Here is a 16,527-nt window from a genome sequence, read left to right as displayed (position 1 = left end):
ATACTTTTGTAGTATTTTCCCCGGTTTCAACATAGCCGGGTAGTGATGTGATGCCAGAACGAAAGAAAAGCAGGGTTTACCTGCTCCCGTTCATGCTGTTTTTGTTATTGAGTTTCCTGTTCGTCGCGGCAGGCTTTTACCTCATTAACGATGAACGCCAGTCACGTATATCCAAGGCCACCTCACTGGCCAGTCAGCTGAAAAACAGCCTTGAACTGTTTTCTGCAGAGCGTCGTCAGGCAATGATCAGTCTGATGCAGACCTGGCCTGCTTTCTCTCCCAATGAAATTGACTGGTTCAACGTTCAGGCTGTGTCGCTGATGAATATTCAGCACGGCTATACGTCATTGTCTGTGACAGACAGAAGCGGGAAGATCCGCTGGATGACTATTCCGGAAGGGCAGGGGGCAGAAGCTGCCGGCTTTGCAAAGCCTGAAAGGAAAGAGTCGCCGTTACGGCTCCCTTCACTTCGCCTGTCTGATGATTTTCAGAGTATGCTGGTGCAGTCACGGACAAGTGGCCATTATTTCTTAGTATACGCCCGCGCTATCAGTACGCAGGAGCCTGAACTGGGTTTCCTGGTAGCCACTTTCGATGTCAGTGAAATTCTTAACGCCATGGTCGGGGAGCTGGTTGGGCCTCAGTTTAATTTCATGATCCGCGATATTGATGCACATTTACTGGAAGCCGGTGATTTTGCTGATGACGGTTCAATTGTCGAAACCGGCAAAATTGCTTTTCTGGGGCGCGACTGGTCACTGCAAATACAGAGCCGGCCCGCCAGGTTCGACGCCGGATGGTTGCTGGGCGCGGCGGGTGTGCTGATGTCGTTGCTGGTAAGCTGGATTTTCCATAAACAGTTAAAAGGTGCAGTCAGGTTATCTGTCAGCCAGAAGCGTTATCAGATAGCCAGCGAAGCCGGTCTGGATGCACTGATGATTTACCAGCCCGCGTCCGGTGGCTTTGTACTGCTTGAAGCCAATACCGTTAGCTATGAACTGTTTCCCTCTCTGAAAAACCGGCAATTGCCACACACACTGCACTACCTGATGGCATTTCTTGGTCATCCTGAGCTGACAACCGCAGCAAAGGAAGTGTCAGACTCGGGAGTGCCTTACGAGACCTATGTAAAAGTCGATACAGATGCTACGGCGGCAGGATGGCTGAAAATTCAGATGGTGAAGGCAGGAGAAACCCTGGCGCTGACCATGCGGGATGTATCAGAGCGGTTCCGTGCACAAATTGATTTAAAGAAAAGCGAGGAGCGTTACCGGCGTCTACTGGACAACATGCAGCGCCACTTCGTGTACACCAGAACACCTGATCACCGGTTTGTTTTTGTCAGTGCCGGACTCAGCGCCATTACCGGATTGAGTGCTGACGAATTTTGTGAACAGTCTGCCAGTCTGACTTACCGCGTACCGGATAATATTCACGCTGTTACAGAGGCTATCGAAAAGGGGGTTAAGCCCGAACCCTATCTTGTTCATTATCAGGGAAAAGACGGAGAGATTTTTGTCATTGAATTCACCGACACACCGGTGTGTGACGACAACGGCAAACTCATTGCCGTGGAAGGGATTGCCAGGGACGTGACAAAAGAGCAGGCTCTGCAGGAAGAGGTGGTGTTTCAGGCCAGTCATGATCAGCTCACAGGACTGGTGAACCGGTATGCTTTTGATAACGAACTGCACGTGTTGCTTGAAAGCGTTAAACGGGGAGAGCAAACCGGTGTGATGTGTTTTATCGACATGGACAGATTTAAACTGGTGAACGACAGCTGCGGTCATCCCGCCGGCGACCGTTTACTGAAAGAAGTCGCCGGTATTTTTGCCCGCCATCTTACTGAAAATGAATTGCTGGCGCGCATTGGTGGTGATGAGTTCTGCATTATTTTTTCCAATCAAACGCTGAAAGCAGTTACGGCAAAGCTTGATGAAATTATCAGAGCCGTGTCTGAATACCGTTTTGTCTATGAAGACCGGCTTTTCTACGTAGGCGCCAGTATCGGCGTCATTTCTATTGATCAAAACAGCGGTTCAGCGGCAGAACTGATCCAGGCGGCTGACAACGCCTGCTATCAGGCAAAATATCAGGGCCGCAACCGCTATGTGGTGCATCAGCCTGATGGCTGCGGAAGCGGGCTGAATAAAGAAAGCAGTGTGTTAAATGCATTGCAGCGGGCAATCCAGCACGGCCTGTTTGAATTGCACAGTCAGTCCATAGTGCCTATGCACAAAGAAGAACAGGCGCTGGAACACTACGAAATATTGCTCAGGCTGCCGGATGGTAAAGGCGGGCTGATAAGTCCCGCATTGTTCATTCCGCTGGCTGAAAGACATGGTCTGATGAATCAGGTTGACGGCTGGGTGGTTGACCGCACCTTGTCGGTACTGGAAGCACATCCTGCTCATCTGGAAAGACTGGGTAAAGTGGCAATTAATCTGTCCGGTCTGACTTTAGGCGACCCGTCGGGGCTCGCAGGTATCGTCGACAGGGTAATGCGCTCAACAGTGCCTGCACACAAAATCTGCTTTGAAATTACGGAAACTGCCGCAGTAACCAATATTAATGCAGCCAGACATTTCATTGAAACTCTACGTAGTAAAGGATGCCTGTTTGCACTGGATGATTTCGGCGCAGGGATGTCATCGTTTACCTATCTGAAAAATCTGGAAGTCGATTTTGTGAAAATTGACGGCTCCTTCGTGAAAAATATGGCCAGAGACAGTATCGACCATGAAACGGTGAAAGCGATCAGTGCTATCGCGCAAAGTATGGGCAAGAAAACCATCGCTGAGTTCGTTACTGACCAGGCTACCTGTGATGCATTACGGGAACTGAACGTCGATTACGGTCAGGGTTTTGCTCTGGGTAAACCACTACCATTGATGAATCGTTTGCATACCCGTGATAATGTTAATCTGCTTCGGGCATAAACGTCATTTTAAGGAGAACCCATGGGATTGTTTGATGCGTTGTTAGGTAATGCCAGTGAAACTGATGCGCAGGCTGTGGCTGAAGAATTAGCACCGGTACTGGGCGCAGGTGAGTCCGTTGTAAGTGCTTACAAACTTGTCAGGGACTTAATCGTCTTTACTTCCGGGCGAATGATCCTCATTGATAAGCAGGGACTGACAGGTCGCAAAGTGAATTACCATTCAATTCCCTACAAATCCATTACCCAGTTTGTAGTGGAAACGGCGGGACACTTCGATACGGATTCTGAACTGAAAATCTGGGTGTCGGGTCAGGATGCACCAGTTGAAATTGAGCTGAGCAAAAATGCCGCGCAGGGCGTACAGAACGCACTGGCTAATCAGATGTTCGGTTAAATCCGGACTGCATGGAAATCAAAACGGGCTGCAATTGCAGCCCGTTTTTTGTTTAATCCGCTTTCGAAGGATGCAGATTACGGTTAAAGAAGTTGGTGATGGTCTTGTACAGGTGAATACCGGTTTCTTTGCCGCGGATACTGTGTTTCTTACCCGGGTAATCCATGGTTTCAAATGGGATCGCCATATCCTGAAGATGCTTGTACAGTTTAGTGCTGTGGGTAAACAGTACGTTGTCGTCTGCCATACCGTGGTAAATCAGCAAATCGCCTTTTAAGTCTTTCGCGTAAGGAAAGACGCTGGAGGCTGTGTAAGCATCATCATCAGTTTTCGGGTTACCCATGTAGCGTTCAGTGTAATGCGTGTCGTACAAACGCCAGTCGGTGACAGGCGCACCGGAGACACCGGCAGCAAAGTAGTCACCGGCTTTGAACATCGACATCAGTGTCATGTAGCCGCCATAGCTGTGACCATGAACACCGATGCGGTCTGCATCCACATACGGCAGTGTACGCAGGAATTTCACACCCGCCACCTGGTCGTCCACTTCTACCGTTCCCATTTTCTTGAAAATAGGATCTTCAAACGCTTTGCCGCGATAGTTTGAACCACGGTTGTCGATGCTGAACACCACATAACCCTGATTTACCCAATATTGCATCAGCAGGCCGCGGTTTCCGCCCCAGCTGTTAGTCACAACCTGTGCATGAGGGCCGCCGTATAGATAAACAATTACGGGGTGTTTCTTTTCCAGGTTTTCCGGCTTGTACAGACGATAGTAAAGCTCTGCGCCATCGTCAGTGGTAATGGTGCCGAATTCAGGTTTTGTCCAGCTGTCCATGTAGACACTGAGAGGATGATTGTCGTCTACAGCATTCTCTTCAAGCCAGGTAATTTGTTCGCCACCGGCTTTGTGCAGACTCACCTGAGCAGGGTGATTCACCGTTGACATGCTGTCTACATAAATCGAGGCGTCGGAAGAGAAAGTGATGCTGTGGTAGCCGTCTTTCTCTGAGATACGCTGAATGTCACCATCATCAATTGAAACACTGTATAAGTGACGCTCAAGAGGCGTGTCTTTCCTGCCGGTAAAGTAAATGTTGCCCGTTTCAGGATCGATGGCTTCAAGCTCATCCACGACCCATTTGCCTTTTGTTAGTTGCTTTACCAGAGAACCATCATTGTTATACAGGTAAAGATGTTTGTAGCCGTCGCGCTCTGATGCCCAGATGAACTGATTGCGCTCTGGCAGGAAGGTCAAATCATCGTTCAGATTAACCCAGGTATTACTGTTTTCTTTAATCAGTACGGTCTGTTTTTTACTATTCAGATCATAAGCGCGTAACTCCAGCGCCTGCTGGGTACGGTTTTGCCATTGATAGGTGAAAACGCCGGAGGATGGCATCCAGGCTCCGCGGGCCAGATAAATATCTTTATCTTTGCCCAAATCCACCCATTGACGGGCACCGCTGCCAATTTCCTGAATTGCCAGCGTCACTTCCACATTCGGGGTGCCGGCAGCGGGATACTTCTGCTCAATCATTTTTATGCTGTCCGCATAAATTTCAGAGCGGGTAATAATGTCTACCGGCTTTTCATCTACACGGGTAAAAGCAATGTATTTTTCATCGGGTGACCACCAGTAACCGGTCATACGACCCATCTCTTCCTGTGCAACAAACTCGGCCATACCATATTTGATATTGCCGCCACCGCCCTGGGTAATCGCCGTTTCTTTGCCACTGGCGATGTTTTTCACATAAAGGTTCTGATCACGGATGTAAGCAATAAAATTGCCTTTCGGAGACAAAGTGATATCTGTTTCAAATGCGTCCGTATCAAGCAGTTGTCTGGCGCCTGCTTTTCCCAGTTCGTGATAAAACACGTCACCACCTAAAGGAAACAGTAAGGCTTTGCCGTCGGCTGACCACTGGTAGCTGACAATACCGCTGCCGGATAAGCGCATACGTTCACGACGGGCCTTTTCTTCGTCAGACAGTTCACCGTCGCCTTGTGCAAGGGTGGCTGAGTCGAATAACATGCGGGTTTCGCCGGACTGGATGTGGTATTCCCACAAATCCAGCTGATCATAATCATCCTGCTTTCCGCGCAGGAAGGTTACCCGTTGTCCGTCAGGGGAGACCTGCAAATTCCGCGGGGCGTTTCCGTCCAGTGACGGTGATTCAAATATACGTTCGATGGATAGATCTTTGGCGTGAACGAGTGAACTGAGCATAAGGGCTCCGAGTAGTAACGTTTTTTTCATTATTATCTTTGGCAATCGTTAGTTATAAAAGTCTGTCGGATATTTAAAGGATGACACAAGGTGAATAGCAATAAAACCGCTTTAGTGCTGGGTGCGACAGGATTGGTGGGAAAGGCGTTGGTTCGCCAGCTATTGCTCGATCCCAGATATGATTCTATTACTATCCTGGTCCGGCGACCTGTGCCGGCTAGCTTGTTCAGCGACCCGCTGGGTAAGCTGACACCGCTGGTTATCGATTTTGAGCAGTTACAGGATTATCAGGGCTATTTCAGTGTTAACCATGTTTATTGTTGTTTAGGTACAACCCTTAAACAGGCCGGTTCAAAGGCGGCTTTCCGTAAAGTCGATTTCGAGTATATCCACGTTGCCGCGCAGCTCACCAGGGCGCAGCGCGCCGACAGTTTTGTGTGGATATCCTCAGTGGGAGCAGATGCGAAAAGCAGCAACTTTTACCTGCGCGTAAAAGGAGAACTGGAAGATGCATTAATGCGGATGCCTCAACTACCTAATGCATCCGCGGTCAGACCTTCATTACTGCTGGGTGAGCGAAATGAAAGCCGTCCGCTGGAAGCTTTCGGGCAAATGATAGCACCTGCTCTGGGTGTGTTTATGGCCGGTCCACTGAAGAAATACCGCCCCGTGTCTGCCACGGAAGTGGCACATAAAATGATTACTCTGCAGGAGTTTGACAGCCAGTAATGGGAAAGGGGTTTCGTTGTAAGCAGTTCGCGGTGGCCCAGGATAACTGCGCCATGAAAGTAAATACTGACAGCATGTTGCTGGGAAGCTGGGCGCAGCCCGGCAATGCAAAGCGGGTGCTGGATATTGGTACAGGCAGCGGCATACTTGCTCTGATGATGGCGCAAAAGGCCAGTTCTGCTGCACAAATAACGGCGGTGGATATTGACGGGCCGGCAGCCGCACAGGCTGCACAGAATTTTGCTGCATCCCCCTGGTCAACTCAGTTACAGGCGTTAACCGGTGACATCACTTCCCTTGCATTCTCTGGCCGTTTTGATGTGATTATAACGAACCCGCCTTACTTTGAATCAGTGTCCGGGGGCTCCCGGGCATACACAACGCTGACCACAGAACGGGCAACCGCCAGAATTGACGACAGCTTGTCGCCCGCTACACTTTTTGATGTTGTTTCCCGTCAATTGACTGACGATGGGATCTTCTACTGCGTATATCCTGCCTCCCGGGAAACATTGATTACTGAAACTGCAGAAAAGGCCGGACTCTACGCCAGTCAAAGGCTGTACGTCAGTGCGGTGGTGGATAAACAGCCTTATCTGATCGCCTGGCGTTTTAAACGGCAAAGAAATTGCTTGGATAGTAAGCAACTGGCGATTCGGGACGGTAACGGAGAGTACACGTCAGAATTTCGCCGCTTATGTCGTGAATTCTACTTAAAATTTTAGCGCATCATTGAATCCATTTTTCTGGTGTTATAACTTCATATAAGTATCAGCCATAAGTTGAATTTATCCTGCCAGGGCACGGCTTTAAACTATGATCTAAGAAATCAGCACGTTTTCCGGTTATCCGGAAAGGCGCTACATTTCCGGGAGCCTTTTGTAATGTCGTTTGATAATTTTCCGCTGCAGGTCAGTGAAGGCGAAGCTTTTAGCAGTGAGTCTGAGAGTTTTTCCGGCACTGAACACTTCCGTGATAACACGGTTTATCAACTGGAGAACTTATGGCAGAACCGTTTACGGCAGTTCTGTGCAGCAGAGAAAGCCTTGCAACGGGCAAAACGTATGATGGCAATCTGGCTGGTCGTCGTGGTGATCAGCTTTTGTATGCTGTGTTTTTCGCTATTTGTCTCGCCCGTATCACCGGTATGGCTGTTTTCGCTGGAGTTCATTGCTTTCTTCAGTGGTTGTGTGGTGCAGCCGGTATGCTATCTGCTGGTTAAAGAGCAGCGTCGTCACAGAGATGCTTTATCAAAACGTTTTTACCAGAGTAATCATGAAGTTGAAGTCACTGACAGTCACCTTGTACTGATTAACCGCGGGAATTATTCAGCAGTTACCCGCGTTCCCATTTTGGAGCGCTGATTTGTTTTCAAATTCTGTTTCCGGTTCCCGTTCCGGGGGGCTGGTGATTGTTTTTATTGCCGGTTTAAGCCTGCTGGGTTTGCTGTTACTGGTGCCTATGGATGCCTGGTCCCAGTTACTGGTTTCCGCTGTCCTCCTTATTGCCGTGCATCTCTGTTCTCAGGAGTCGCGGGCCTATCACAGCTATCAGCAGTTTTTTCGCATGGTGGCTATTTTCCTTGGCCTGGCGCTCACTGTCCGGTACCTGATTTGGCGCGGGCTGTATACCCTTACGGCAACAGACGTTTTGTCGCTGGTGGCTGTATGGTTGCTTTATCTGGCTGAAATTTACGCCGGCATTACCCATGTAATGGGATGTATTGTGAATTCATTGCCATTGAGCCGGCCTCTCAAAACCATCCGTAATATTCCTGAAGAAAAGTTACCCACCGTCGATGTGCTTATTCCCACTTACAATGAGCCTGCGGAACTGCTGGAAGTGACCCTGCGCGCGGCGCTGATGTTGAAGTATCCGCAGGAAAAACTGGCTGTGCATCTGCTTGACGATGGCAGTACAGAGCAGAAAATCACGCAGCAGGATGTCGCGGCGGCAAACCGCGCCAGGGCACGTAAAGCTGAACTGTCGGCCATGTGTGAGCGGCTTGGCGTACATTATCATGCCCGCAAACTGAATCATCATGCTAAAGCCGGGAACATCAACGATGCTCTGCTGGAAACCAATGGTGAACTCATCGTTGTGCTTGATGCTGACCATGTGCCGACCATGGATTTTCTTGATCATACCGTGCCCTGGCTGGTGGAGAACGAAAAAGTTTTTCTGGTACAAACACCTCACTTTATGGCGAACCCCGACCCGGTGGAGCGGAACTATTTCTCTGCATTCAGCAGAATGCCTTCAGAAAACGACATGTTTTACGGCACGATTCAGCGGGGGCTGGATTTCTGGTCAGCCTCCTTCTTCTGTGGCTCTGCGGCGGTACTCCGGCGTAGTCACCTTGAAATGGTCGGAGGGTTGTCCGGAGAGTCGATCACAGAGGATGCTGAGACCGCCTTCGATTTACACGCCATGGGTTATGAGTCCGTTTATGTAGACCGCCCGATGGTCAGCGGTCTGGCACCGGAGACTTTCGACGCTTTTGTGACGCAGCGCATGCGCTGGGCGCAGGGCATGACACAGATCCTGTTGCTGAAAAAGCCGTTTATGGAAAAGAAGCTGAGCTGGCATCAGCGTATGGGCTATATGAGTTCAATTCTGTTCTGGCTGTTTCCCTTCGCACGTATTATTTTTCTTTTAATGCCGCTGGCCTATCTGGTTTTCGGCATGCAGGTTTACCACGCCTCTATGACTGAGATCATGGCTTACACCATGCCCCACGTCATTGCGACTTACATGCTATCCACCATGTTATTCGGTAAAACCCGATGGCCGCTGGTATCAGAGCTTTATGAGATCCTGCAGTGTATTTTCACTCTAAGGGCGCTTACCAAAGTGTTCAGGAATCCCCGTGCGCCATCGTTTGTAGTGACTCCGAAAGGGGAGAACCTGACTCAAACCTTTATTTCACCTCTTTCCGGTGTATTTTATGCATTGCTGTTGCTGGTGGGCATTGCCATGGTAGCCGGTGTGGTGAAAATGGTGAATGAACCCCTTACCCGTGAGCTCACCGCCGTGGTGTTGGGTTGGAACGCATTTAATCTGTTGCTGCTTGTCAGTGTGATGGGGGTGCTGGTAGAGCGTAAGCAAGTGCGGGAACAGGCCCGCTTGCCGGCCAATGATTACATCAGCCTTATCGGCTCTGATGGTAATGCCTGGACCGGTCACCTGATAGATTTGTCTCTGGGGGGCGCAAAGCTCAGGCTGAGCGGTGACACTGCCGGATTGCCGGAAAAAGTGACGCTGATCACAGACAGAGAAGGGGACTTAGGCAAGATCCGCCTGCCGTGTCAGGTGCTGTCTGTATCTCCTGACAATAAATTTGTACGATTTCAGTTTGTTCAGGACGAAGGTAATATTGATCAGATCGTCCGTTTTGTTCTGGGCGACAGCCGGCGCTGGCAGAGTTTCCAGCGTCGCAGAACCCGCCCGGTGTCCTACTGGTTCGGTGTTAAACATGTACTGAGGGTAAGTGTCAGACCGGCATTTCAGCATTTGTATCTGAACAGCCGCCGCTACTGGCAAAAGATGCGCACAGCTAAAGGAAGCACATAATGAAAAAAATGGTTTTCGTCCTGTTATTTGGCCTGAGTCTGCTAAGTCAGGCAATAGCAGCAGAAACCCACAAAGTGCGACTGTCTGATTTGTATGCAGGTGACAGTACATTGAGAATGGAAGGGGCAGTGGCAGAATTTGAATTATCTGTGCCATTGTCCGGTGGTCTGAAGGTGGAAAAAGCCACACTGGACATGCGGGCGGTAAATTCTATCGCTCTCATCCGGCAGCGTTCGGTTCTGGCGGTCCGGTTTAACAATGCCACCATCAGTCAGATTGCGCTGGATCCTAATGCGCCGAATTTCCGTCCGGAAATTGATATTCCTGCTGAACTCTGGCGTGAAGGATTCAATACCCTGACGTTTGCTGTGAGTCAGCATTATGCCAATCAGTGTGTTGATAACGCCGCGCCGGAACTGTGGAGTGAAATCGATTTATACCGTTCAGTGCTGTCTGTAGAAACCTCGGCAGTTAATGGCCCTGCTGTGCTGGCTGATTTAAAGAACCGGTTTAATCCCGGTATCGGCCGGCAACAGGGAGTTACATTATTTACTGCGTCCGGAGCAGAACAGTCTACTCTCACCACCGCATTGCCACTGGTTGCTCAGGCGCTGGCGCTACGTGCAGATTACCAGAATCTGGCAATCCGCCATGGCGTGCTGGACAATACCCGTGCGCTGCCGGCCAGAGATGATCTGACGCCGTGGAGTGATGAACAGGCGGAACGCTATCGCATCAGCAGTTTTTATCTTGATAACAGGTCGAAGGAAGCCTTACATGTGGTAGTGGGAACGGCGTCTTCTTTGCGTCCGTTTTTATCTGAGCAAACCTTCAATCAAATCGGAGATGCATATTTAGGTATCGAGTCCACACCAGCCATTGTGGTGGATGACAAGGTGCTGGTGCCGGCGCGGCAGCGCCTGATTGTTTCAGGTACTAATGAGGGGCAGGTACAGCGTGCTGCAACTACACTGGCTCTGATGGATGATGCACTGAATCCGGATCCCTTCATTCTGATTGACGGCTTCCAGACTGCCAGCAATCAGGTACCGCTGGTGGCCGACACCCTGACGCCCGGGGAAAGCTATTCGTTTCAGGATATGGGCGACGGTGGTGCGGAATACCGCGGAGAAACTGCCACTACCAAGCGAGTTGAATTCAATTTACCGGCGGATTTCTACGTGCCTGAAAATGCCACGGTAACCTTGTTGCTGGATTTTGCCTACGGTGCTGAGTTTGGTCAGGGTTCAATGATGAATGTGCTGATAAACGGCAAACTGGTGCATGGATTGCCGTTATCAAATCCCAATGGTGATTCCTTCCGCAAGTATCAGTTAAATGTGCCTGCAAGGCACCTGAAAGGAGGCCGTAACCGTCTCGATTTCGACGTGGCGATGCGTGCACCTATTACGGATGTGGTTTGTGATGATGTGGCAGGGCGTCATCTTTACTTCCAGTTGTTACCTGACAGTCGTATAGAGCTGCCGGAAGCGGGACATGTGGCCAGGCAGCCTGATCTGCGCTTGTTTGGAGAAACCGCTTACCCCATGGCATCTGTTGTGCGCAAGTCTGCTGATATTTACGTGACCCGGCCGGACATGACCGGTGGTGCACTGACACTGGCCGGTAAACTGGCGCAGACAGCGGGTACGCTGCTTCCCGATATTCACGTTATTGAAGGCGTGCCCGGCACGACAACCGATACCGCATTTTTGATGACCACACCGGACTCTGTACCGCAGGGGTATGCCACTGCGTTCGGTGCGTCGCTTGAGAATGCCAAAAAGTGGCCCTACCGCCTGCAAAACATGCTGCACAACCGTCTGCGGGAAGCGGCAGAAGACAAACAGCATAAGAATCTGATTATGCATGGTGTGACGGTGCAGCAAAGCGGGCTGGGCGATCTGGCAGTCCTGATTGCTCAAAAGAATCCGCAGAGTGACGGTACCGGCACAATATTTATGATGGCCGCTGATACACCCTCACAACTCAATGACCGTGTGCAGGATCTGATTTCACCGTCCATCTGGGGGCAACTGGGGGGAGACTTCTTTGCCTGGGAAAACCCTGAGCAGCCGGCGCTGGTGATGCAGGTTGCCGATGTTTACGTGGTCGGAGAATTTGAAGATAGCTGGCTGCAAACCCGCATGTGGCTGTCGAATCATCCCTGGTACTGGCTAATTGCGTTTATTGTGCTGGTGCTGTTCTGTTCATTCATTGCTTACTGGTTGCTGCGCCGCCGGAATAACAAGATGCAGGACCAATGGTGATGAGACGGTTTGGCTTTGTTTTACTTTCTGTAGTGGTGCTGATGACTGCTTGCTCTCCTGCCCGCAAAAGTGAGTTCGCCCTCGCCTGGGACACCTACGCGGCCAGATTTTACGACCAGGGTCGTATTATCGACACCGGTAACAACAATGTGTCTCATAGTGAAGGGCAGGGGTACGGTATGTTGTTCGCCGTAGCGGCTGACGACAAGGCACGGTTTGACGAATTATGGCAGTGGACAGCCACTACCTTACAGCGGGCCGATAAGCTGTTCAGCTGGCGGTATACGCCGTGTCCTCAACAGGACAGAACCTGTGTGGATGATCCCAATAACGCCTCGGACGGGGATTTACTTATCGCCTGGGCGTTAATTAAAGCGGCAGATAAATGGCAGGAACCTGTGTACCGTAAATCAGCCATGGCGATTCTGGAGGCTGTAAGGGCCACTATGGTCGTGGCTAAGCATCCTTACGTGCTGTTGCTGCCGGGGGAAAATGGTTTTATTTACCCCAACGGCGACGTGCAGGTGAATTTATCCTACTGGGTATTTCCGGCGCTGAATGCTGCCGCTGATGCTACCGGCGATGAAACCTGGGACGATCTGGCCGTATCCGGCATTACACTGATACAGCAGAGTAATAACCAGTGGTCATTAACCCCGGACTGGTTAAGAGTGACAGACGACGGCATCAGTCTTGAAGGTGTAGTAAACCCTGAGTTCGGGTTCAATGCCTGTCGTATTCCGTTGCAACTTGGCTGGCAAAATATCGATAAGCAGGTAGCGAAGCCTTTTCTGGATTACTGGGCAGATACCGCTGCACCGGCAACTAAAAACTTACTTACCGGTGCGGTGGCAGAATATCCCCTGACGCCGGGCATGAAAGCGGCAAGTGCCGCGACGGCACAGCTTTATGGTGAGCCGGTGAAGGGGGATAACGCCGCCGGTGTATTTACCCTTAACGGTGAGCTTGATTACTATTCAGCAAGTCTCATTATGCTTAGCCGTCTGGCAATTCAAGAAGGAAACCGGCATGGCAGTTAAGCGGTTGTCACTTTTAACCGTAGCAGTACTGACGACTCTGGGCCTGAATGCGCCTCTTCAAGCGGCTGAAGCACCGGATCTCACCGGCGTGTGGTATCACATTAAACATAAGCAGGTAACGCTGGCGAACGCCGAATATCAGCGTTTACAAAACCGTTATCCTGACTGGCAGCCGGAAGAATCTCTAAAGCAGGCTATCAGCTTGCTGAATAAACCGTTAAAGCCGGTGGTCCCTGTCGAAAGGAAAAAAGAGACCGTTAAAGAAGACCCCGATGCGGCATTTATGGGCCGGCTGGCAGCGATGAAAGAAAAGCAGTGGCAGAGGCTTTCTGTCGTTGCAGTGTCCCGTGCTGCAACCATTGCTAACAGCAAACGTAATGACGCGGACTTGTTACTGACCGGTTGGATTTACATGGCCAGGCAGCAATATAACGAAGCCATGACTCTGTTCTCTCTGGTCAGTGAAGGCAGTGCCGGACAGAAAAAAGATGCCATTGGTGCGGCTGTGGATGCACTCAGCTTTCAGGCCATGGCTGCAGACGATCTTAACGGGTTGCAAGCGCTTTATGATGCATGGCCGCAGCAAGTTGCCGCACTGATAAACGGTGCTGCCTGGCAGGCTTTTGATGCCGGTGAGTTTACCCGCTCGGGATCTTTATTCAGGATAACCGGTAACCGTTACGGTGAGGTATTGAGCCTGGACGGGCAGGGACACAGTAAAGACGCACTTGTACTGGCTTGTACTACTCCTGCCACGACTGAATTAACAACATGGTGCCGTGACGGATTGTCTTCACAGCAAACAGCTGCATGGGAAGCGAAAGATTATGCAGCCAGCATCCGTGCCGCAGAATCCCTTAAAGAGCGTAATCTTCTCAGCCGTGACCAGGCAATGCTGTACGGCTGGGCACTGGATGAAAGCGGTAATAAAGCGGCCGCTTCGAAGGTGTTTCTGTCTGTGCTGGCAGACTCCCCGGCTGACGAAGAGGTTCAGTCTGCCGTTATTCACAGTTTTGATTACAATGCTGAAGCGCTGATGCCGCTGTCAGCAAAGTATCCCTTTATTGCCACGTTTATCAGCAGTCAGGAAGGCGGACAGGCATTCGGGAGAAAACAGTTCGACCTGGCTGATCGTTACAATGCTAATCCGGCAAAAGAATCAACCGCCGGCGATGTGCAGGTTTATGCCGGCTTATCAGCCCGTCACCGTAGCGGTGAAAGGGGGCTTGGCCATCTTGATGAGCATGCCGGTTATACCGGCTTCACTGATGTCTTTAAAGATACCCGTGTCGATGTCAGTGTGCGTCACGAGCAGGTGTTCAGCGGGACACCGGATGCCGGTAGCTGGTTTGGTACAGGCTTGTCTGATGCTGACTTTGCCGGTGAGGCAAAGCAGGCCGGGCAGGGCATCGATGTTTCCTTAACCCGTCAGGAACAGGACTGGACCTGGTACGGTCAGGCCGGGTACTTGCTGCTTGATCAACCTGTCTCTACCCGTCTGACCGGTGCCTTAGGGGCTACCTGGTATCAGGCTGATTTCTTAGTATCAGGTCTGGCTTACAGAGAACGCAGAAAAGACAGTGTTCTCAGTCAGACCGGCACCTGGTTTGATACCTCATCACGTGACAGTAGCGCAGCGTGGGGCGGTGTTATGCAAACAGGTCTGCGTGGATTGGGTGTAGTGGCCCTGAACGATGTGTGGTCAGCATCTTTGTCAGCAGAAACCGCCATGCTTGACGGAGAGCAGGTGAAAGATAACTCCATGCACAGCCTGCGGGTTGAAGTTAGCAGAGAATTATCCGGCGATAAGAAAGACTGGCTGGACTATTTTCGCGTGGCACCGTATCTCGGCTGGCAGCAGTATGATCACGATTTAAGTGGTTTTACGGCCGGACATGGCGGCTATTTCAGTCCGCAGAGATTCTTCAGTACCGGGGTCAGCACTGACCTTCTTACCGCCGAAGGTAGACTGTGGCAGTTGAGAGGCCGTTTCAGTCTCGGCTGGTCTTCAATCAAACAGGATGGCGGGCCGCGCTTTCCGTTAACTGAGGATTCAGTCACGGTGTTACCGTCAACCAATGTGTCAGGCGTCAACGGTGAGTTGCTGATTGAAGGTCAGTATTTGTTTGGGAATCACTGGTCGCTGGCGGGTTATGTCAGCCGCTCACATGCTGTGGCGTATCAGGCAACGTATGCTGGTATTGAGCTTCGCTGGTATGCCGCCCCACGTAAGGGCGTAACCAGCGAAACACTGATAGGGTCGTCTGTGGAATTAAAAGGCTTTGCTTTTTAATAAATACTGACGGAGACCAAATGCCATCAGGATGACGAAAAACAACGCGCCGCCGGGCTCGCTGACAGTAAAGTTACCGAACTGATAGTTATTAATCTGGCCTGTCAGTGTACCCACAGGCGATGTCAGGCTTTTCACAATAAAGTTGCCATCAATATGCCCGTCATAGAATACCGTGTCTGCCAACGGAGCCAGAATACTGCCTTTAAAACCAATGGCGTTCAGGGTCAGTGATGTGGCATCAACAAAGTTAAATAACACATTATTCGCATACGTACCGTCGTGACGGTAAACCCCCGGCTGATTATCTGCAATCTTATTGCCGTCTGCGCCATAAAAACCGGTATTAAACAGAGATACATCCGTACCGGTCACATTGATAATGTTGTAGCTGTCTGTATCAACGTTCAGATAAATGCTTTTGTTTGCTGCAGACAGGGTCGAGGCATCAATAGAGAACACGTTAAAATCGCTGTTGCCATCAAAGCTGATACTCCACACGTCTGTGCCGTTACCGGTTACCGTGGTGGTAGCATTGTCTGACAAAACGCCCCACAACGAAGACGTGGTCAGCAGATCCTGATTGATACTGGTGAAATCAAAGGAGCTGTCATTATAAAAACTGTGTGTATTATTCGTTGCATTAACGCCATACAGGCCAACAGAACTGTCGATATCAATGGTGCCACCGGCAACAGCGTCACCATTGTAAATACGGGCATCCCGCATGGTGACGTTGCCGCCCACTGTAAGGGTGTTTTGTTGACCATTTTCCGGCAGTTCGAGACCAATACCATAGTGCTGCAGGTTTAAGTCGCCACCCACGGCCAGCGTACCCTCTACATCAGACTGAGTGCCTGTCATGTTTTCCATGATGTACGCGTTGAAATCAAAAGCTTCATTCAGATACACAGGCGCGGCACTGGCCAGCTGGCTGCCGAATAACAATCCGATGAAAAGATGTTTTAAACGTAAATGACGCATAAACGCTCCGCTAAGCTTGCCCGAATGCTTCCCTTTTGTGATTTCAGGCATGAATAAAGATAACGTA

The 16,527-nt window shown here is 50.5% G+C and carries 11 protein-coding genes; 9 read left to right on the top strand and 2 right to left on the bottom strand.

Going from position 1 to position 16,527, the window contains the following annotated elements:
• Positions 1-50: 50 nt before the first annotated feature.
• Both ACXAGR_RS22365 and ACXAGR_RS22360 read left to right on the top strand, forming a co-directional pair.
• Positions 51-2,939: a putative bifunctional diguanylate cyclase/phosphodiesterase gene (locus ACXAGR_RS22365; RefSeq protein WP_474852665.1), complete on the top strand. Its 2,889-nt coding sequence runs from the start codon at positions 51-53 to the stop codon at positions 2,937-2,939.
• A 21-nt stretch (positions 2,940-2,960) separates the two neighbouring features.
• Positions 2,961-3,335: a PH domain-containing protein gene (locus tag ACXAGR_RS22360; RefSeq protein ID WP_119502559.1), complete on the top strand. Its 375-nt coding sequence runs from the start codon at positions 2,961-2,963 to the stop codon at positions 3,333-3,335.
• Positions 3,336-3,387: 52 nt separating this feature from the next.
• On the opposite strand, the gene ACXAGR_RS22355 is transcribed toward ACXAGR_RS22360, so the two are convergent.
• Positions 3,388-5,601 (bottom strand): S9 family peptidase, encoded by a 2,214-nt coding sequence (locus tag ACXAGR_RS22355; RefSeq protein WP_474852606.1) that lies wholly within the window; start codon positions 5,599-5,601, stop codon positions 3,388-3,390.
• Positions 5,602-5,661: 60 nt separating this feature from the next.
• Here ACXAGR_RS22355 and ACXAGR_RS22350 point away from each other — a divergent pair, with 60 nt between their 5' ends.
• The 7 genes from ACXAGR_RS22350 to ACXAGR_RS22320 all read left to right on the top strand — a co-directional run bounded on the left by ACXAGR_RS22350 (position 5,662) and on the right by ACXAGR_RS22320 (position 15,476).
• Positions 5,662-6,300 carry an NAD(P)H-binding protein gene (locus ACXAGR_RS22350; RefSeq protein WP_349589370.1) on the top strand — a complete coding sequence of 213 codons (639 nt, stop codon included), beginning with the start codon at positions 5,662-5,664 and terminating at the stop codon, positions 6,298-6,300.
• Positions 6,301-6,353: 53 nt separating this feature from the next.
• Entirely contained in the window at positions 6,354-7,025 is a 672-nt protein-coding gene (locus ACXAGR_RS22345) for a tRNA1(Val) (adenine(37)-N6)-methyltransferase (protein ID WP_474852604.1), read from the top strand.
• A gap of 159 nt (positions 7,026-7,184) precedes the next feature.
• Positions 7,185-7,664, top strand: coding sequence for a hypothetical protein (locus ACXAGR_RS22340; protein WP_474852602.1), 480 nt, complete (start codon positions 7,185-7,187; stop codon positions 7,662-7,664).
• A 1-nt stretch (position 7,665) separates the two neighbouring features.
• Positions 7,666-9,873 carry a UDP-forming cellulose synthase catalytic subunit gene (bcsA, locus tag ACXAGR_RS22335; RefSeq protein WP_474852600.1) on the top strand — a complete coding sequence of 736 codons (2,208 nt, stop codon included), beginning with the start codon at positions 7,666-7,668 and terminating at the stop codon, positions 9,871-9,873.
• On the top strand, positions 9,873-12,143 hold the full coding sequence (locus ACXAGR_RS22330; protein WP_474852598.1) for a cellulose biosynthesis cyclic di-GMP-binding regulatory protein BcsB: 2,271 nt from the start codon (positions 9,873-9,875) through the stop codon (positions 12,141-12,143). Before bcsA ends, ACXAGR_RS22330 begins: the two co-directional genes overlap by 1 nt.
• The gene (locus ACXAGR_RS22325) at positions 12,143-13,183 is read left to right on the top strand and encodes a family 8 glycosyl hydrolase (RefSeq protein ID WP_474852596.1); all 1,041 of its coding nucleotides are present in this window, start codon (positions 12,143-12,145) and stop codon (positions 13,181-13,183) included. Before ACXAGR_RS22330 ends, ACXAGR_RS22325 begins: the two co-directional genes overlap by 1 nt.
• Complete coding sequence (locus tag ACXAGR_RS22320) at positions 13,173-15,476, top strand: cellulose synthase subunit BcsC-related outer membrane protein (protein WP_474852594.1); 2,304 nt, start codon at positions 13,173-13,175, stop codon at positions 15,474-15,476. The genes ACXAGR_RS22325 and ACXAGR_RS22320 overlap by 11 nt, the downstream gene beginning before the upstream one ends.
• On the opposite strand, the gene ACXAGR_RS22315 is transcribed toward ACXAGR_RS22320, so the two are convergent.
• Complete coding sequence (locus tag ACXAGR_RS22315; protein ID WP_474846112.1) at positions 15,456-16,460, bottom strand: choice-of-anchor A family protein; 1,005 nt, start codon at positions 16,458-16,460, stop codon at positions 15,456-15,458. The two genes, ACXAGR_RS22320 and ACXAGR_RS22315, sit on opposite strands and share 21 nt — an antisense overlap.
• Between the last annotated feature and the right edge of the window lie 67 nt (positions 16,461-16,527).

The organism is Alteromonas sp. ABH4_457 (assembly GCF_056160625.1).
Note: the sequence above shows the minus strand (reverse complement) of the source record. Positions and strands in the feature narration are given on the sequence as shown.

Bases quoted from the DNA above. Each gene is read 5' to 3' on its own strand.
- ACXAGR_RS22355 (WP_474852606.1), bottom strand. From the start codon at position 5,601: ATGAAAAAAACGTTACTACTCGGAGCCCTTATGCTCAGTTCACTCGTT.
- ACXAGR_RS22365 (WP_474852665.1), top strand. From the start codon at position 51: ATGCCAGAACGAAAGAAAAGCAGGGTTTACCTGCTCCCGTTCATGCTG.
- ACXAGR_RS22315 (WP_474846112.1), bottom strand. From the start codon at position 16,460: ATGCGTCATTTACGTTTAAAACATCTTTTCATCGGATTGTTATTCGGC.
- ACXAGR_RS22340 (WP_474852602.1), top strand. From the start codon at position 7,185: ATGTCGTTTGATAATTTTCCGCTGCAGGTCAGTGAAGGCGAAGCTTTT.
- ACXAGR_RS22330 (WP_474852598.1), top strand. From the start codon at position 9,873: ATGAAAAAAATGGTTTTCGTCCTGTTATTTGGCCTGAGTCTGCTAAGT.
- ACXAGR_RS22360 (WP_119502559.1), top strand. From the start codon at position 2,961: ATGGGATTGTTTGATGCGTTGTTAGGTAATGCCAGTGAAACTGATGCG.
- ACXAGR_RS22325 (WP_474852596.1), top strand. From the start codon at position 12,143: ATGAGACGGTTTGGCTTTGTTTTACTTTCTGTAGTGGTGCTGATGACT.
- ACXAGR_RS22345 (WP_474852604.1), top strand. From the start codon at position 6,354: ATGAAAGTAAATACTGACAGCATGTTGCTGGGAAGCTGGGCGCAGCCC.
- ACXAGR_RS22320 (WP_474852594.1), top strand. From the start codon at position 13,173: ATGGCAGTTAAGCGGTTGTCACTTTTAACCGTAGCAGTACTGACGACT.